The 14,402-nt window shown below is 66.0% G+C and carries 15 protein-coding genes and 4 pseudogenes; 4 read left to right on the plus strand and 15 right to left on the minus strand.

All coding sequences use genetic code 11. From position 1 onward, the window contains the following. Positions 1 to 53: 53 nt before the first annotated feature. Positions 54 to 1,034: a phytanoyl-CoA dioxygenase family protein gene (locus tag MNOD_RS30285; protein ID WP_015932770.1), complete on the minus strand. Its 981-nt coding sequence runs from the start codon at positions 1,032 to 1,034 to the stop codon at positions 54 to 56. A 396-nt stretch (positions 1,035 to 1,430) separates the two neighbouring features. Here MNOD_RS30285 and MNOD_RS30290 point away from each other — a divergent pair, with 396 nt between their 5' ends. Beyond that, on the plus strand, positions 1,431 to 2,702 hold the full coding sequence (locus tag MNOD_RS30290; RefSeq protein ID WP_157091595.1) for a glycosyltransferase family 4 protein: 1,272 nt from the start codon (positions 1,431 to 1,433) through the stop codon (positions 2,700 to 2,702). 390 nt (positions 2,703 to 3,092) lie between these two features. Here MNOD_RS30290 and MNOD_RS30295 read toward each other — a convergent pair whose 3' ends face one another. The 3 genes and pseudogenes from MNOD_RS30295 to MNOD_RS30305 form a co-directional block, all read right to left on the minus strand. Continuing rightward, positions 3,093 to 3,551: a low affinity iron permease family protein gene (locus MNOD_RS30295; protein WP_015932772.1), complete on the minus strand. Its 459-nt coding sequence runs from the start codon at positions 3,549 to 3,551 to the stop codon at positions 3,093 to 3,095. Positions 3,552 to 3,590: 39 nt separating this feature from the next. Further along, positions 3,591 to 3,839, minus strand: a complete 249-nt coding sequence (locus MNOD_RS30300; protein ID WP_015932773.1) for a hypothetical protein — start codon at positions 3,837 to 3,839, stop codon at positions 3,591 to 3,593. 650 nt (positions 3,840 to 4,489) lie between these two features. Further along, positions 4,490 to 4,744 (minus strand): annotated as a pseudogene (locus MNOD_RS30305) (hypothetical protein); the annotation flags it as partial. 1,755 nt (positions 4,745 to 6,499) lie between these two features. On the opposite strand from MNOD_RS30305, the gene MNOD_RS47265 reads away from it, so the two are divergent. Both MNOD_RS47265 and MNOD_RS47270 read left to right on the plus strand, forming a co-directional pair. Next, on the plus strand, positions 6,500 to 6,739 hold the full coding sequence (locus tag MNOD_RS47265; RefSeq protein ID WP_015932778.1) for a hypothetical protein: 240 nt from the start codon (positions 6,500 to 6,502) through the stop codon (positions 6,737 to 6,739). Between the two features lie 58 nt (positions 6,740 to 6,797). Then, positions 6,798 to 6,977: a hypothetical protein gene (locus MNOD_RS47270; protein WP_157091596.1), complete on the plus strand. Its 180-nt coding sequence runs from the start codon at positions 6,798 to 6,800 to the stop codon at positions 6,975 to 6,977. Between the two features lie 6 nt (positions 6,978 to 6,983). Here MNOD_RS47270 and MNOD_RS30315 read toward each other — a convergent pair whose 3' ends face one another. Together MNOD_RS30315 and MNOD_RS30320 are read right to left on the minus strand one after the other, a co-directional pair. Continuing rightward, positions 6,984 to 7,187, minus strand: a complete 204-nt coding sequence (locus MNOD_RS30315) for a hypothetical protein (protein WP_015932780.1) — start codon at positions 7,185 to 7,187, stop codon at positions 6,984 to 6,986. Positions 7,188 to 7,349: 162 nt separating this feature from the next. After that, positions 7,350 to 7,631 (minus strand): annotated as a pseudogene (locus MNOD_RS30320) (Ros/MucR family transcriptional regulator); the annotation flags it as partial. A 230-nt stretch (positions 7,632 to 7,861) separates the two neighbouring features. Between MNOD_RS30320 and MNOD_RS30325 the strand changes: the two are divergent. Continuing rightward, positions 7,862 to 8,509: an SOS response-associated peptidase gene (locus MNOD_RS30325; RefSeq protein WP_015932782.1), complete on the plus strand. Its 648-nt coding sequence runs from the start codon at positions 7,862 to 7,864 to the stop codon at positions 8,507 to 8,509. A 174-nt stretch (positions 8,510 to 8,683) separates the two neighbouring features. Here the strand turns inward: MNOD_RS30325 and MNOD_RS50360 are convergent, their stop codons facing one another. From MNOD_RS50360 to MNOD_RS30365, 9 genes and pseudogenes are all read right to left on the minus strand, one after another. Further along, positions 8,684 to 8,815, minus strand: coding sequence for a hypothetical protein (locus tag MNOD_RS50360; RefSeq protein WP_341874474.1), 132 nt, complete (start codon positions 8,813 to 8,815; stop codon positions 8,684 to 8,686). A 236-nt stretch (positions 8,816 to 9,051) separates the two neighbouring features. Next, on the minus strand, positions 9,052 to 9,537 hold the full coding sequence (locus tag MNOD_RS30335; protein WP_015932784.1) for a DUF3280 domain-containing protein: 486 nt from the start codon (positions 9,535 to 9,537) through the stop codon (positions 9,052 to 9,054). A gap of 12 nt (positions 9,538 to 9,549) precedes the next feature. Continuing rightward, entirely contained in the window at positions 9,550 to 9,984 is a 435-nt protein-coding gene (locus tag MNOD_RS30340) for a hypothetical protein (protein ID WP_015932785.1), read from the minus strand. Between the two features lie 493 nt (positions 9,985 to 10,477). Next, positions 10,478 to 10,741, minus strand: a complete 264-nt coding sequence (locus tag MNOD_RS30345) for a hypothetical protein (protein ID WP_015932786.1) — start codon at positions 10,739 to 10,741, stop codon at positions 10,478 to 10,480. A gap of 506 nt (positions 10,742 to 11,247) precedes the next feature. Continuing rightward, a pseudogene (locus MNOD_RS47280) lies at positions 11,248 to 11,352 on the minus strand (IS6 family transposase); the annotation flags it as partial. 27 nt (positions 11,353 to 11,379) lie between these two features. Continuing rightward, positions 11,380 to 12,341, minus strand: a protein-coding gene (locus MNOD_RS44340; RefSeq protein ID WP_076611772.1) for an IS630-like element ISMno11 family transposase whose coding sequence is annotated in 2 segments (ribosomal slippage) — positions 11,380 to 12,002 and positions 12,002 to 12,341 — 963 coding nt in all. Because the reading frame shifts where the segments join, the coding sequence is not laid out codon by codon here. Positions 12,342 to 12,424: 83 nt separating this feature from the next. Beyond that, positions 12,425 to 12,556: pseudogene (locus tag MNOD_RS44345) on the minus strand (transposase); the annotation flags it as partial. A 253-nt stretch (positions 12,557 to 12,809) separates the two neighbouring features. Then, positions 12,810 to 13,784, minus strand: coding sequence for an aldo/keto reductase (locus MNOD_RS30360; protein ID WP_015932788.1), 975 nt, complete (start codon positions 13,782 to 13,784; stop codon positions 12,810 to 12,812). Between the two features lie 109 nt (positions 13,785 to 13,893). Continuing rightward, a complete protein-coding gene (locus tag MNOD_RS30365; protein ID WP_015932789.1) occupies positions 13,894 to 14,229 on the minus strand; it encodes a transposase in 336 nt (111 codons plus the stop codon). Positions 14,230 to 14,402 lie beyond the last annotated feature (173 nt).

The following is a 14,402-nucleotide window of genomic DNA, read 5'->3' on the forward strand; positions in this document are numbered from 1 at the left end:
GGCGTGTTGCTAAATTGCAACTGCCTTTATAGCTTGAGCATTGGCCGGAACCGCTATTCGTCAAAAATCGAAATGCCTGTGCGCACCTCCCAATCGTTTCCGGTGCGCCCGATCGAAGACAGGGCCCCGACGGCTCGATCGAGCGACGTCCACGGGAGGAACGGGTTACGCTGACCGATTCCCCAGACTTCAACTCGCGTCGACGGACGGGCGCTCCGGCCGCGGGCGTGAAAGCCGAATGTGTCCGCAACCACAAGGGTATTGGCCGGCACGGCAACAGGTATGGGCATCTGGAAACCAAGATCCTCCAGCTCGGCCTCACTGATCCGGAAGGAACCTTGCCTCGTCTCAAAATCAGCCGAGGAAACTGCGGTTAGGCTCATGCGCCGTTCCCACTCAAGGCGCTGTGGAGTGAGTCGATGGGAGCCGCGGACATAAGTAAATGGACCGCTGTCCTCTTCAACATCTGTGAGAAAAAGCCAAGCCTTGACCGTAGGATGAAACGTATCAGCGTGCAGCACCGTCTGCGGGTCGTCCTCACCGTCGGAGGCTTGCTGCAAAACGGCTTGCAGGAACATGCTCGGTTCCGAGTCCCGGCTGCCGACGTAACGGATGAGCCCTTGCCACGTCTCTGATCCACAAACCTGTTTCAAGCTCGGCAACTGATCAAGCAGCTTACTGCCAATCGTCACCTTGCGCAGAACCGTCCGCCCCTCGGCTTTTTCCCGGATGGGCCCTCTGTAAGCCTGGACCTCGTCGCGCAGTCTTGCGAAGGCATCATCAGGCAGAAAGCGACGCTTGATCACGAAGCCGTCTCGGTCGAAAGCGGCGCGGTCTTCGCCCGACACTCTGGACGCGAGCCTTGCGCGACGAGCCGCTGCGAGGCGGGCCGCAAGTTCGACCCGCTTGGCGTGCAGCCCCCACCGGTTGAGCTGGCGGCTTCCGATCAGGGGGTTGTGCTCGAACGACTTGGCAGCAGTCGCGAGCTGCAGAGGCCACAGCGGAGCAGTGGCTACATGTACTAAGCTGCGCATGCGCGCCTCCTCCCAACTGTGCTGATGTGTGCAAACGGAAACGGTTCTGCCAGAAACGGTAGTTGATTTAACGACAACGTAGATGGATGTGTTCGGACGGATTGTGACATATTTTGGGCAGCAATCGAGTGATAACCTGTGTTTATTCTGCTGGGAAAATTCGTCGCGAGCCCGACGTGGTCAGCAGGACGATTACCGCGGGTCCATCGCAGACGCGAGTACCGCCGGGCCCGAGCGCCGTCGCCTCGCCCCCACACGCGGCGGTTCGCTGACGAGGGGGATCAATCATCACGGCTTAAGCTGGGGCGGTGCCCATGTGCGGCATCGCCCAGACGCTGGCCTCCGCAGGCAAGGCCGTCTATGGGCCGGCCCGGCTTCCTCCTCGACCAGTCCTGCATGACAGATCGCCCCGTCGTCCTCGACATCACCCGCCTCGTCCTTCGTCTGGCCCATGCGAGCCCGACCGGCATCGACCGGGTCGATCTCGCCTATGCGCGGCACTACCTCGGGCAGGAGGCGCCGCGGTTCGGGCTGATCACGACGCCCTTCGGACCCAAGCTCCTCGATCGGGGCGAAGCGTCGGCGATCGTGGAGGCGGTCGCCTCGGGCTGGGTCGAGGGCAGCACTGCGGAGGCCGACCCGGTCTACCGCGCCCTCGCGTTGCGCCTCGGCACCAGCGTCGCTCCGGCTCCGTTGGCGCCGCCTCCGCCCCGGCGCCGGCGGATCCAGGCGGCGATTCGGTGGCGGGTCGCCCGAGCCCCCGGGATCGGCGGGCTGCCGCGCGGCGCCCTCTATCTCCACACCTCGCACCTGCGCCTCGACCGGCCCCGCCGGTTCGACTGGCTCTACGAGCGCTGCGACGTGCGGCCGGTCTTCTTTGTCCACGACATCATCCCGATCGAGTATCCCGAATACGGGGGTGACGGGGAAGCGGTGCGCCACGCGGTGCGGATGCGGACCGTCTCGCGCCACGCCGCCGCCGTGGTGGTGAACTCGGCCGATGTCGGGTCGCGGTTCTCCGCTTACCTCGCGGCGCGGCGCCTCCACGTCCCGCCCGTCACGATCGGCCCGCTCGGCATCGAGCCGGCGTTCTCCGACCGCACGGGGCCGGCGCTCACGCCGGACCGCCCGACCTTCATCGCCTGCGGGACGATCCAGCCCGTCAAGAACCATTACGGGCTTCTCACCCTCTGGCGGGAGCTCGATGCCCGGCACGGGCCGCGCACGCCGCGCCTCGTCATCGCCGGGCGCCGGGGCTGGAAGAGCCGGAACGTAATTGACCTCCTCGACCGCTGCCCGGCGGTGCGCCGGCATGTGGTTGAGGTCGCGGGGCTCTCGACGGCGGGTCTCGTGCGGCTGATGCGGGGCGCCACCGCCCTGCTGATGCCCTCCTTCGCGGAGGGCTACGGCCTGCCCATGGTCGAGGCGGCCGCCGCGGGCCTTCCGGTCGTGGCCTCAGACATCCCGGTGCACCGGGAGGTCGCGGAGGCCTTCGCCGCGTTCATCCACCCGCTCGACGGATTGGGCTGGATGCGGGTCGTGGAGGAGTTAATGGCAACCCACTCGCCGCTACGCCGGACCCTGGCGGAGCGCCTGGTCGGCGTCGCTCCGCCGACCTGGGATGACCATTTCGCGCGGGTCGATCCGATGCTGGCGGATCTTGCATGATGCGCGTGGCTTCCCTCGCGCGCGGGTGAGGGGATCCCACGAGGCCTGTCGCTAACGCAGCGGCGTTCACGGGCTGTTAGGCATGCCCGCCCAGCGTGCTGCCTCCATCCCGGAGCTGGCCACGATCCGCACCGTCCTCTCAACCAACCGAGGGTAGTCGGTTCCATACGCCGCCCTTATGCGAGCGAGGCCTTCGTGAGACGCGGGCAGGCTGAACGGGTCGGCTGACTGAACCTCGCGACGGTCTGTGGGCTGATGAACGTCTGGAGCGGCGCCATGATGCCATGATGTAACTCCGCTCAGGCCGGGACACCCCACCCCGTGAGGAGGCGCACCTTGAACGCGGGCACCCTCTTGAGAGAAGCATGCATAAGCTACGACAGACGATACCTATTTGGGGTAGTGCGGCAGACCCGACGCGCGCTCGGCAGCGTCACGCGCCTTCCGGTCTGCGGCCTTCTCGGCGAGATCGGCCGCCCGGCGGGCCTCGTCGTGTTTGGCGGCCTGGGCCTCGCAGCGTTGGCGCAGCTCCTCCAACTCCTCCACGGTGAGGTGCTCGATGCCGATGTAGCGGTTCTGGGCGGCGCTGGTCCGGATCAGCTCGTCAAGTTTGGCCTGGATGGCGGCCCCGTCTCGGTTCTGCGTGTTCTGGATCAGGAACACCATCAGGAACGTCACGATGGTGGTGCCGGTGTTGATGATGAGCTGCCAGGTGTCCGAGTAGTGGAACAGCGGCCCGCTCACCGCCCAAGCCAGGATCACCACCAGGCAGAGAAGAAAAGCACTTGGCCGGCCGGCGGCGTGGGCAATGGCCGAGGCGAACGTAGTGAAAGCCTCGCCGAGCGCCATGCGCAGGTCTCCTGGTCGAAGGCATGGCCTATGGCACCGCTATCCCACCCTCGCCAGCAGGATCGCGGTCCGGACGGCCACCCGTCGCCGGGCAACGGTGACGTCCTTGCGCCGCATGGCCTCCGCGGCTTGGCGGCAGGCGGCTACGGCCGCGTCGATGTCGAGGGTCAGGCCGTCGGCGATCTGGCGGGGCCCAGACGAGGGGTGGGCAAGGTAGCCCATCACGGCGGCGTCGACCTGCTCGTCAGTCAGGCGCTTGGCCGTGCGGAGGTCTGCGATGGTGGCCATGGGCGAGCACCTACAGCTGCATGCTGGAACGAAGCTGTCCTGCGGCCCCAGGCTGCCGCTGGAGCCCGTCAGGGCTTCGTCAGCGGCCGATCAGCCTTGGCCGCCAGGGGGGGTTGAGCCCGCAAAGCTTAGCAGCCGTCCAGACCCGCCCAAAGCCCGGGAAGGGGTGTTCCGTCTGGTGTCGTGGAGAGTGGGAACAACGGCGGCCTCTGCCGCCAGCGGCCGCGAAAGGGTCAAGATTTCAGCTGCGCTGACTTGGGCGCAACCGCAGGGGCGCTCTCATGGCCCAGGTCCGCCTTCTCGACCCGATCACCGGCCGGATCGTGATCATCATCGTCTCGGACTGAAGCTCGTCCCGCTCGCTAGGCGGCGATGACGAGTCCGGTGAGCAGGATGAGGAAGAAATTCGAGAAGAGGAGCGCGCGGATCATGGCGGCCTCCGTCCTGGAGCGCCGCCATGATGATCATGCCAGTGCCGCCGTAAAGCGATTGGAAGCGCCGCCAGCGGCATTTTCTACACCTGAAGCTTGGAGAAAGCAGCCCGCATGCGCGAAAGCCGGCCAGCGGGCGCCTAATGACCAGGAAACGGTTATCTGGGCCGTCGGGTGTTGCGGAGGGCGGGGCCATAGCGTCGTAGCCGCGACGACTCGTGCGGGTCTCGCCAGCCGGATCGCGGTCCGCACCGCTATGCGCTGCTGGGCCTCGGGCGCATTCTCTCGGGCGAGCACCTCGCGGGCATAGGGGTGGGCCAACACGACTGCGGCGAAGTCGAGAGCGATACCTTCCGCGATCAGGCGCATGCCGGGCGTCGGGTCGTTCAGGTCGTCGCGGACGACCGCATCGATCTGCTCGTCCGTGACGTGCTTGAGCTTGTACAGTTCGCCGACCGTCGGAGTGTCAGCCACGGCCGAACTCCCATACCGGGATCCCCCGATACCGCCCCGGCTTACGGCAGCTGATGAGGACGCCGAGGCAGGGGAACGAGTTCATTGAACCCGCGTGCCACGCCAGTCAGAATGGCCTCGCGACGGCTCCCAAGGTGCGGACGCGCGCCGGTTGTATCAGTTCCTGGATTGTCGGAGCAGGCGGTAGCTCTAGGCCCGTCTTAGCCCCCACAGGGCCCGCAGCGGCGCGCTCGCGGCGTTGAGCATGGCGCTGACGGCCAGAACGATAAGAACCGTCAGAAGCGTGGCAGAGATGCTGAGCAAACGCATGCTGTCCTCCCTCGTGTGGCCTACGGCCTTGGACAGCATCAGGCGACGCTTAACGTGGCCAGATTGAGCCCGCCCAACTTCGGTTGGGCAGGCTCTTCAGGAAAGTGAGTGTGCCCGAGAGCCGGTAGGTCGCCCTGAGCGATGGGGCGCTGTCGGCGGCACTTGGTAGGGCTTTGCCAGCAGAACCGCGGCCCACACGGCATGCCGCTTCCGAGAGTCAGGAGCCCCCTTGTCCCTGAGGGTGAGGCGAGCGTAGGCGCTCGCCTCGATCGCCTCAGCAACATCAATGACGAGATCGTCGCCGATTACGTGGATCGTTGTTGAGGGGTCAGCAAAATACAAATCAAGTATATTATCTATATCGGCGTCCTTTACTTTGAGATTTGCATAATGGTCCATGATCGCCTCACACGAAAACATTTGCGATCCTCCACGTATTTTATTTTTGAATTCGCAGGAGTTGCACGCAAACTCGGGCTCAAAGCTTACCATGCACCTCCGTGCTGCCGCCGCTAGGCCAGCTTGGCCGGTACCACCGATGATGGCAGGGGCAACGATTCGGCGGAAGTTAAATTTTTGCTCAAGCCGGGATGCGTCTGCGCTCGCAGAGGGCCATGAGTGGTTGCATCCAGCGGCTCCAGAATGGCCCCGATGCCATAGTAGTCCAGAGACTAGTCGCACGACAGCCGCGGGCCTTTGGAGGCCGTTCTACTCGGCCTCGACTGGCGCCCCGCGCGGACCGGAGCGGAATGCTTCCGAGCACTTCCGCGCGCTGGGCGCGATCCACGCTGCACCGCGCTGGCTCTGGCCCGCGCTGGTCGAGCGCCTCGTCGCCGAGGGCCTGACCGTCGAGGCGACCCGCAAGCTTGTCGCTGATAAGGACACCGAAGCGCCGCCGACATCGCCAGCGCCATCGTCAACGGCTCGATGCGCAAGGCCGAGGTGCATCCTCCGAGGCGAAAGCGTTACACGCACACCTGACAGCCAAGACATCACGATATCCTGACACCCCGCGCAAGCTGGGTGCATCGCGGCTTCCAGGCCCGTTTCAGGGTCGCCGGCTACCTTACACCTGCCGCATCGGAACGGCCGCTGGCGGCGACCCCTCACCGACGCAAACGGCATCTTGGGAAACGGCCAGGATGGAAGACGACAGGCTCAGTCCCGCGAGAGGGTGCGGCCCACGAGCGCGACCACAGCGATGATCGCCAGGACGACGCCGGCCGCGAGGACCATCGCGCCCACACCCTCCAGCACGTCAGCCATGGAGCGCACTCCCGCGTGCACGGCCCTACGAAGCAGCGCGGCTCGCTGCGACCGGATACCAGCTCGGCCCGTCCTCGACGCAAGGCCGAGGACGCTGGCAATAGGCTGTGTGCCGAAACACCACAGCTCACTCACAAGTTAGCTACTCCCACTTGGCAGTGCAGGTCGAGGAGACGCTCTATGCGCCAGACCCACCTTCCAGTGTGGTGGTACCGATTGCGGTACACCGCCGAAGGTCACCTCGCCCTAGCCGTCGCGATCGTCGTAGCTCTACTAACGGCAGCTGTCGTTGGCGGAGTGCCGGAGATGCTCGCGGCTCGAGAGGAAGCCCTTAAGGCTGCCTGTGTGAAGCGTGGCGGTCATATTGAGTACGAGCGTGGGACCAAGGGCGGGATCTTCCCGGTCTGTCGTCACGGCTGACAGGCGCCTCGCTGCGCGCGATGCCCGTCTGATCGACCTTGTCGAGTCCGGGGAGGTGGTGACCGAGGTCATCCAGGAGCTGCGGGACGAAGCCCGCACCCTGCCGGCGAGCATCGCGAACTCCGTCGTCCGCACTCGCGTCGAAGAGGAGCTATCGGCCATCTTTACCAAGGCCGAGGATCGGCTTTCCGTCGTGATGAGAAACCTGCAGGCGACCGGCCGAAGCGGCCTCTGTTGACCGCCATCATCCACCAATCCCGCCAACGACGCGCTCAATCCCGTCGATGTAGGCGCGGATCTGCGCCGCCCGTTCCTGCAGAGCCGCTACCTTCAGACGACCGGGCTCGGCGTCCGTCCACCAACGGCCGCCGTCGATGACCCGGAGGAGCTGGCCCAGACGCTCGTGCTCGTGCTTGAGCGCGTCGATGAGGTCCTCGTTGCACGCCATCTCAGGATCCCCGCGGGCCATCACGATACGACAACGCGGCTCCTCGCTCTGGGAACCAACTCGCGCCTATAACGCGCTCCAAACGCGACCGAACCGAAGAAAGGCCCCGCCGCAGGGCGAGGCCTTCTCGATGTCACTGTCCGTGTTGATCAGGTGGGCCGGCTATTCGGCTTCGGCGGCCGTCTTCGGCCGGCCGCGGCCCTTCTTCGGCCCCACAGGCGCACTCACCTTCGCGTCCTCTGCCGCCCGCTTCTCGGCAGCGCGCTGGCGGCGGATCTGGCCGAGGCCGAGGCTCTTGGCGAGTTCGGAGCGCTGGGCCGCGTAGTTCGGGGCGACCATCGGGTAATCGGCCGGGAGGCCCCATTTCCGGCGGTACTCCTCGGGCGTCAGACCGCGCTTCGTCAGGTGCCGCTTGAGCGACTTGTAGGGCTTCCCGTCCTCCAATCTGGCGAACCGGGCGCAGGTCTGGGCGGCCGTGGTGATGGACCGGACCCGGGTCGCCTACAGCCCCACCCCCGACGAGGTGAGGGCGCTCAGCGGGCGCTTCCAGCTGCGGGACTGCCGCGACAAACGCTCCCTGTGACGGACCCGGCGCCCAGGTCACAGGCGCCGCCTTGGCTTAGCTGGCCGCCAGGCAAGGATCTGGCAGTGCCTCTCGCGCTACGATCCAGCTCATGTGCAATCTCTACAGCCTCTCCCGCTCGCAGGACGAGATCCGCCGCAGCTTCGGGGTCGTGCGCGACGAGACCGGCAACCTGCCGCCGCTGCCCGGCATCTTCCCCGACCAGATGGCCCCGGTGGTCCGGATGGCGGACGGCGGGCACGCGCTGACGATGATGCGCTGGGGCTTCCCGCCCCCGCCGAAGCTCGGCACCCAGCCGGTCACCAACCTCCGCAACGTGACCTCGCCCTACTGGCGCCCGTGGCTCAAGCCGGAGTTCCGCTGCCTCGTGCCGGTCTCCTCCTTCAGCGAGTCCGCCGACACCAAGCCGCGCAAGACGCCGGTCTGGTTCGCGCTCTCGCAGGAGCGGCCGCTGTTCGCGTTTGCGGGGATCTGGCGGCCCTGGACGGGCCTGCGCGGGCCGAAGCGGGAGGAGCCGATCGAGGAGGAGCACCGGCTGTATGCCTTCCTGACCACGGAGGCGAACGGGGTGGTCGGCCCCGTCCACCCCAAGGCCATGCCGGTGCTGCTCACGACCGCCGATGAGTGGCGCACGTGGCTGGAGGCGCCGGCCGACGAAGCGCTGCAGCTGCAGCGTCCCCTGCCGGACGACCAAATGACGGAGGTGGCGCGCGGCGAGCGGCGGGACGCGGCCGAGTGATGGCTCCTTACGCGGGCCTCGCCAGCGGGATCGCCGTCCTCACCGCCATGCGCCGAGGCCCCCTTACCTATCGCATGGTCAGGCGCGATGCGGTTCGCCGACTCGTTCGCCGCGACGACCGGGCCGACGTCGAGGCTGATGCTGCCCGGCGCTGCCGCGGCGGGGCTTTTCTTTTCAGACCTCCTCATCCGGCCACGGCACGTCCCGTCCGACCACCTTGTAGTGCGCCGGCAGCGGACCGGCTGACCTCATGCCCCAGCCCGTCCGCGCGTTGATCCGAGCGTAGATCCCCAGCGTGTCGCGCATCACGCCCACCTCCCGCGACCCACAGGCCGAGCATCGCAGCCGGAGCGCGATGTCGGGGAAAGGCAGGTCCGCAGGGAACCAGTCGGTGCTGATGATCGCGTGGTAGCCCACACCCGTGGCAGATGACCGTCGCGGTTCGGTCGCCCTCTGCGCGTAGCAGGCCGATGGTCGGCGGCGGGATCTCCCGGCCATTCTCGTTGTAGGTGCGACGGGGATGCGGTGTCTTGGGCTGCCACTCACTGCGCAAGAAGCTTGTTCTTGACCAGATATTTCAGCCCGCGCTCAAAGGAGAGGTCGTTGTCGCCCCTAATGTCCACGCTGTACGCCCTCTCCGGGGAATCGGATTTTAGGTCCTTTGCGTACACATTGATGTTCAGGATCAGATTGGATACCTTCTGGATCTCTCCTGTGAAGACCACGTCTGCTCCAACCTTCTTTGCAAGGTCTTCAGCGCAGCCGTTGCAGTGCCGGAGGTCGCTTTTCGCAGCCTCCGCTTCCACGGGATCGATCGAGACGATCTCATACCGGCCGCTGTCCTTGAGCAACGAGCGGAGCTGGTCGGTGAGCGGGCCCAGGCGGTCTTTGTCGGCCTCTGTCGGAGGTGAGGCTCCCAGGTTGGCAAGCTGGAAATCGAAAACCGCGGCCTTCTGGCCTTCGGCATGAGTAGCCGCTCCGGTGAGCAACAGCGCTGCAAGAGCAGCGAGACAACGGCGAGCCCTCATGGAAGCGTACCCTCACAAGCAAGTTCTACGTCCTATCGCGCATGCCGTGGGTCCGGTTGCAGGCCGCTGCTTGCCACACTCCCACACCGGGATCCCGCGATACCGCCCCGGCTTGTCCCGTGGGATCGTCCAGAGGTGCTTCCGCATGAAGTCGGGCCGCGCCTCCAGGACCGGGTAGGTGCACGGCAGCAGCACGCCCGACGGGCCGCCGCAGATCACGCCGGACTTCGGATGGCAGCCGAACAGAGTGATCATGTCCCACCCGAGCGCGTCAGCCTGCGGACCGAAGTCGTCCACGAAGCGCCGGCAGTTCGCGAGCGTCTCGACCCACTCGTCGGGCCGGAAGCCAGGGCACGGCGGCTGGCCCGGCGACAGGCTGGCGAGGCCCTGGCTCCAGGCCAGGACGGTGGACGACAGGGAGGACGGAGGGAGATCGGCGGCTGTCATACGCGCCTGCTAGGGTCGAGAGCTGGGGCGAGGCTTTCGAGAGGAGCTGCAGGGATGGCCAGCACCGAGAGGCCCCCGGAACCATCGCGGGCCGCCGCGCGATGAGGGGTGTCATCAACGGATTCCTTCCCTGACGCCGGCCGGGTCTTATACCCGAGCCGGCGTTCTCTTCGTCTTGAGCATCAGGAGGAGCTCGGGCCGAGTGCGTGTTGATCGAGGCCCTTCACACCCGGCCCGCTGTCCCGCGCCCGGGTGGGAGACGAGGGTGGAACGGCGGCGCTCCTTGCATAGAACGTACCCTAGATCAACGTAGTACATCCGCTCACTCGTGAGGCCCGGCCAGAGGCCGATCAACTGGCCCTCAACTGCCGGCCAGCGCGAGGCCCGCGCGAGATCCTGCGAAGACTGTCCGGAGGGCCGGTTTCGCGTTCCATACACGCGCTTGCGCGCCTCCTGCCCTCACGCGCACGGGCTAGAGCGGTGCCCGACCAGACTACTCGCAGTCCGTGCAGATGCTGCTGTCGATCGCGTCGTCGCGCTTCTCCTCGCGGGTGAGGTCGTCAATCCTGCGCTCCAGTGCGCGATCCGCCTCGCCGGCCCGCGGTACTGTCTGGCCAGTGGACCGCGTGTAAGGGGCCGTGATCGTCGTGCCCGGACCTCCGCCGGTGCCGGTCCGATCAGCATCCGCCTGAGCCTGCGCCGCTACGGGCAGCAGCAGGAGGCCGCCGACCACCAGGATCCTCGCCGCGCTCATCATCGCCTGCTCCCATCCGCCGGACGGATGGGGAACTCTCACCGATGGCGGCGAGGAGCGCAACCTGTGCGCTGAGAGTCTGTCACGCCCGTTTAGAAGCCGCAGGGCCATTCCCCTGGTCTCAGGTAGGTAGTAGCGGCCGGGTCGAGAACGGCCGTTTTCGGCGGCAACGCCCACCTCTCAGGACGGTATTGGCGGACCCAGACAAGATGCCACCTGGGCAGGGATCCATGATTACGGCTGCTGCCTGCCGGGGGTGAATTCGATTTCGATGCTCATTTTGCAGAGCGATATGTCCGTGAGGGTATACCGCAGCGGACGATCCCGGCCTCAAGACCTAGACGAGGCTCTCCGTGGTACCGCCGTTCGCATAAGAGCGGCGTATGGAACCAGGGTTCCTCAGCGCACGCGCCACAGTGCGCCGACCAGGCCCATGTTGAGGAGCGCGAGGAGGAGGGCTTGTCGCAAACTCGAGTCCAGGCCGCAGGAGGGCCTGCTCGGCCCCGCTTTCATGCTTTGTTCGCGACGGGAAGACCGAAGCAGTGGGCGAGCAGCTGGTTCTGCTCGCGCACGGTCCACGCCCCTGAGAACCCGAAGCCCTTGCGCAGCCATACTTTCTGCTGCGCTAGAGCCGCTCCCGATCAGGTTGAAGCGTAAGCATCATCCTCGTATCCAGCAGCTGTGAAGTAGTTGCGGCACTCAGCCGGCGAGAAGCATTTGAAGGCTTGGTGGATCGCCGCCCAGAGTTCACTGACACTGCGGGCCGCCGCCCTGCGCAACAGCGCTTTCAGCTTGGCGAAGGCCTGCTCAATCGGGTTGAACTCAGGTGAGTACGGAGGAAGATAAAGCAGCCGGGCCCCGGTTGCCGCGATCGCCTCGCGCACGCCGGCCACCTTGTGAGCGCCCAGATTGTCCAGGATCACGGTGTCGCCGGGTCTCAGGGTGGGGACCAGGGTGTCGGTCACGTAGGCGCGGAAGCGTTCGCCCGTCACAGGGCCGTCCAGCAGAGCGATCGCGTCAGGCCCGCTCGTGCGCAGCCCGGCAATCACAGTGGTGGTTTTCCAGTGCCCTGCGGGTGCCGCGAGGCGGCAACGCTCGCCGCGCGGGGCCCAGCCGTAGCGGCGGACCATGCTGGTGGTGGCGGCGGTCTCATCCAGGAACACCAGTCGCTCCGGATCCAGCTCAAGCTGGCCGGCAAACCACGCCTCACGAGCCGCCTTTACATCCTCCCGCTCCTGCTCAGCTGCGTACGTCGCCCTTTTTTCCGCGTGATGCGGTGCCGGGCGAAGAAGCGCGACAGGCTACTGCGGCTGACCGGAACGCCTTGCTCCTGGAGCGTCTCGCAGAGCTCATGCAGGAAGCTCTGCGGGTGGGCTTGGTAGGTCTGCAGGATGAGCTCGGCATGAGCCTCGATGCGCTGCGAGCGCTGGTCGCCGCCCATGGGCTTGGGCGTGACATCTCCCTGGCCCTCCTGCTGCCTGGACCAGCGGCTGACGCTGGCCACGCTGACCCCGAAGCGCGCGGCGGCCTGATGGCAGGAGGCGCCTTCTGCAACGGCCGAGACGACGCGCTGGCGCAGGTCGACAGACAAAGCTGAGGGCATGGGCCACCTCCGTTGAGCCGCCCCCCCGGGGACCGGCCAACGCGTTGCCATCACCACGGTTTCAACCCGCTCGGACCCCGCTCTAGAGCGCGGAACACCTCGCCGAGATGCGGCCGAAGCGTCCCATAAAGTGCCTTCCGACGTCCCTTCGGTATGAACACGACGTGGTATTTGCACGTCCACTTGGTGTGACTTAGACTCTCGAACTCGTCCATCGTTGAAGATCTTCCCGTGTGCTTGGCGGCTCACGGAGAGAAATTCTTAGATGGACACTGCAGGAAACGTCAAACTCCTACTGCCACCCCGGCAAAGCCGGGGGAACTCCCGATGGGATTAGGTCAAGGAAGCGTTCGAATGGGTGATCTGCAGCGACGTGCGCTTTCGCTTCGTCATCGACATGGCGACGCTCTAGCGGCGGGGGAACGGCATTCGGTTGGGCATCGACCGGATGCCGTAACCATCTGATCGCTATGGGGTGACGTGATGCGGGACGTACGGCGCCTCGAGCGCGGCGATCTCCTCCGCTGTGAGGCCCAGCGACAATGCCGCGACCGCATCCGTCAGGTGGTGTGGCTTGGACGCGCCGACGATCGGTGCGGTAATGCCCTGCTTCTGGATTACCCAGGCCAGCGCCACCTGCGCCTGCGGCACGCCCCGCGCCTCGGCGATTGCCGCGACCTTGTCCACGACCTGCCGGTCGGATTCCGGAAATTCGGTATAGAGCATATTGCCGAATTTATCGGTTTCCTGGCGAGCGCTGGTCTCGCCCCAGGGCCGGGTCAGACGGCCGCGGGCGAGCGGACTCCACGGGACGACGGCGATGCCCTGATCGATGCACAGCGGCAGCATCTCGCGCTCTTCCTCGCGGTTCAGCAGGTTGACGTGGTTCTGCATGCTGACGAACTCCGTCCAGCCATGGAGGCGGGAGGTGTAGATCGCCTTGGAGAATTGCCAGGCCGACATGGTGCAGGCACCGATGTAGCGCGCCTTGCCGGCCTTCACGACGTCATGCAGCGCCTCCATCGTCTCCTCGATCGGCGTGGTCGGGTCCCAGCGGTGGATCTGGTAGAGATCGACGAAATCCGTGCCGAGCCGACGCAGACTGTTGTCGATCTCGCCGAGGATGGCCTTGCGCGACAGGCCCTTGCCGTTTGGCCCCCGGCGCATCCGATTGTTGACCTTGGTCGCCAGCACGATGTCGTCGCGGCGCGTGAAATCCTTCAGGGCGCGGCCGACGATCTCCTCGGACGTGCCGTCGGAATAGACGTTCGCCGTGTCGAAGAAATTGATGCCGAGGTCGAGCGCCCGGCGGATCAGGGGCCGGCTCGCCTCTTCCGTCAGGGTCCAGGGATGGGCACCCTGTTCCGGCACCCCATAGGTCATGCAGCCGATGCAGAGCCGTGAAACTTCCAAGCCGGTCCGGCCGAACTTCACGTATTCCATGGCTAATTCTCCAATCAATCAATGGGGCGAGCGGCGTATGCGGCTTCCGCTCTCCATGTCGGAAGTCAGCTCAGGTCCGCTGCTTGATAGAGTTGACGATAGGCGCTGACTAGCTGATCGAGGCTGAACGCCCGATTTCGCCCGCTGGGATTGGGCAGGACCCACACCGCAGCGCCGGCCGGCGGGGGCGATCCACCTTGCGCTCAGCCATGCCCTCATCGTTGGCGGGCCGTGGCGGAGGGGTAGGCCCGATGGCCAGATCCGCGAGGTCGAGCGGGAGTTGATCGACGTCGATCACCGCCGCCCGCTCCGAGCGTGCCCCGAAGAGGAGATCCTTCAGGGTCCGCACGATTGCCCGCAAGCTCTCGTTCTCCGCATCCAGCGCCAGCACCAGCGCAACCAGACGAGCCGGGTCGGAGGGCACATCCTCGGGGCGGAGCCGCATGCTCCCAAGCTACCGGATCAGAGCCCGTTTCACCATCCACATCACTCAGATCACCCCATCCGCGAGGTCTTCGCCGCTTTCATCCAAGATGAGTGCCGCACCCGCCTCAACGCCACAGGCTACAACGCGTATGACCTCATCGTGCACCAATCCAGAGATTGAATTGCGATTGC

It is taken from the genome of Methylobacterium nodulans ORS 2060 (genome assembly GCF_000022085.1).
GTDB lineage: Bacteria > Pseudomonadota > Alphaproteobacteria > Rhizobiales > Beijerinckiaceae > Methylobacterium > Methylobacterium nodulans.

Bases quoted from the DNA above. Each gene is read 5' to 3' on its own strand.
- MNOD_RS30285 (WP_015932770.1), bottom strand. From the start codon at position 1,034: ATGCGCAGCTTAGTACATGTAGCCACTGCTCCGCTGTGGCCTCTGCAG.
- MNOD_RS30290 (WP_157091595.1), top strand. From the start codon at position 1,431: ATGACAGATCGCCCCGTCGTCCTCGACATCACCCGCCTCGTCCTTCGT.
- MNOD_RS30295 (WP_015932772.1), bottom strand. From the start codon at position 3,551: ATGGCGCTCGGCGAGGCTTTCACTACGTTCGCCTCGGCCATTGCCCAC.
- MNOD_RS30300 (WP_015932773.1), bottom strand. From the start codon at position 3,839: ATGGCCACCATCGCAGACCTCCGCACGGCCAAGCGCCTGACTGACGAG.
- MNOD_RS47265 (WP_015932778.1), top strand. From the start codon at position 6,500: ATGCGCCAGACCCACCTTCCAGTGTGGTGGTACCGATTGCGGTACACC.
- MNOD_RS30315 (WP_015932780.1), bottom strand. From the start codon at position 7,187: ATGGCGTGCAACGAGGACCTCATCGACGCGCTCAAGCACGAGCACGAG.
- MNOD_RS30325 (WP_015932782.1), top strand. From the start codon at position 7,862: ATGTGCAATCTCTACAGCCTCTCCCGCTCGCAGGACGAGATCCGCCGC.
- MNOD_RS50360 (WP_341874474.1), bottom strand. From the start codon at position 8,815: ATGCGCGACACGCTGGGGATCTACGCTCGGATCAACGCGCGGACGGGC.
- MNOD_RS30335 (WP_015932784.1), bottom strand. From the start codon at position 9,537: ATGAGGGCTCGCCGTTGTCTCGCTGCTCTTGCAGCGCTGTTGCTCACC.
- MNOD_RS30340 (WP_015932785.1), bottom strand. From the start codon at position 9,984: ATGACAGCCGCCGATCTCCCTCCGTCCTCCCTGTCGTCCACCGTCCTG.
- MNOD_RS30345 (WP_015932786.1), bottom strand. From the start codon at position 10,741: ATGATGAGCGCGGCGAGGATCCTGGTGGTCGGCGGCCTCCTGCTGCTG.
- MNOD_RS30360 (WP_015932788.1), bottom strand. From the start codon at position 13,784: ATGGAATACGTGAAGTTCGGCCGGACCGGCTTGGAAGTTTCACGGCTC.
- MNOD_RS30365 (WP_015932789.1), bottom strand. From the start codon at position 14,229: ATGCGGCTCCGCCCCGAGGATGTGCCCTCCGACCCGGCTCGTCTGGTT.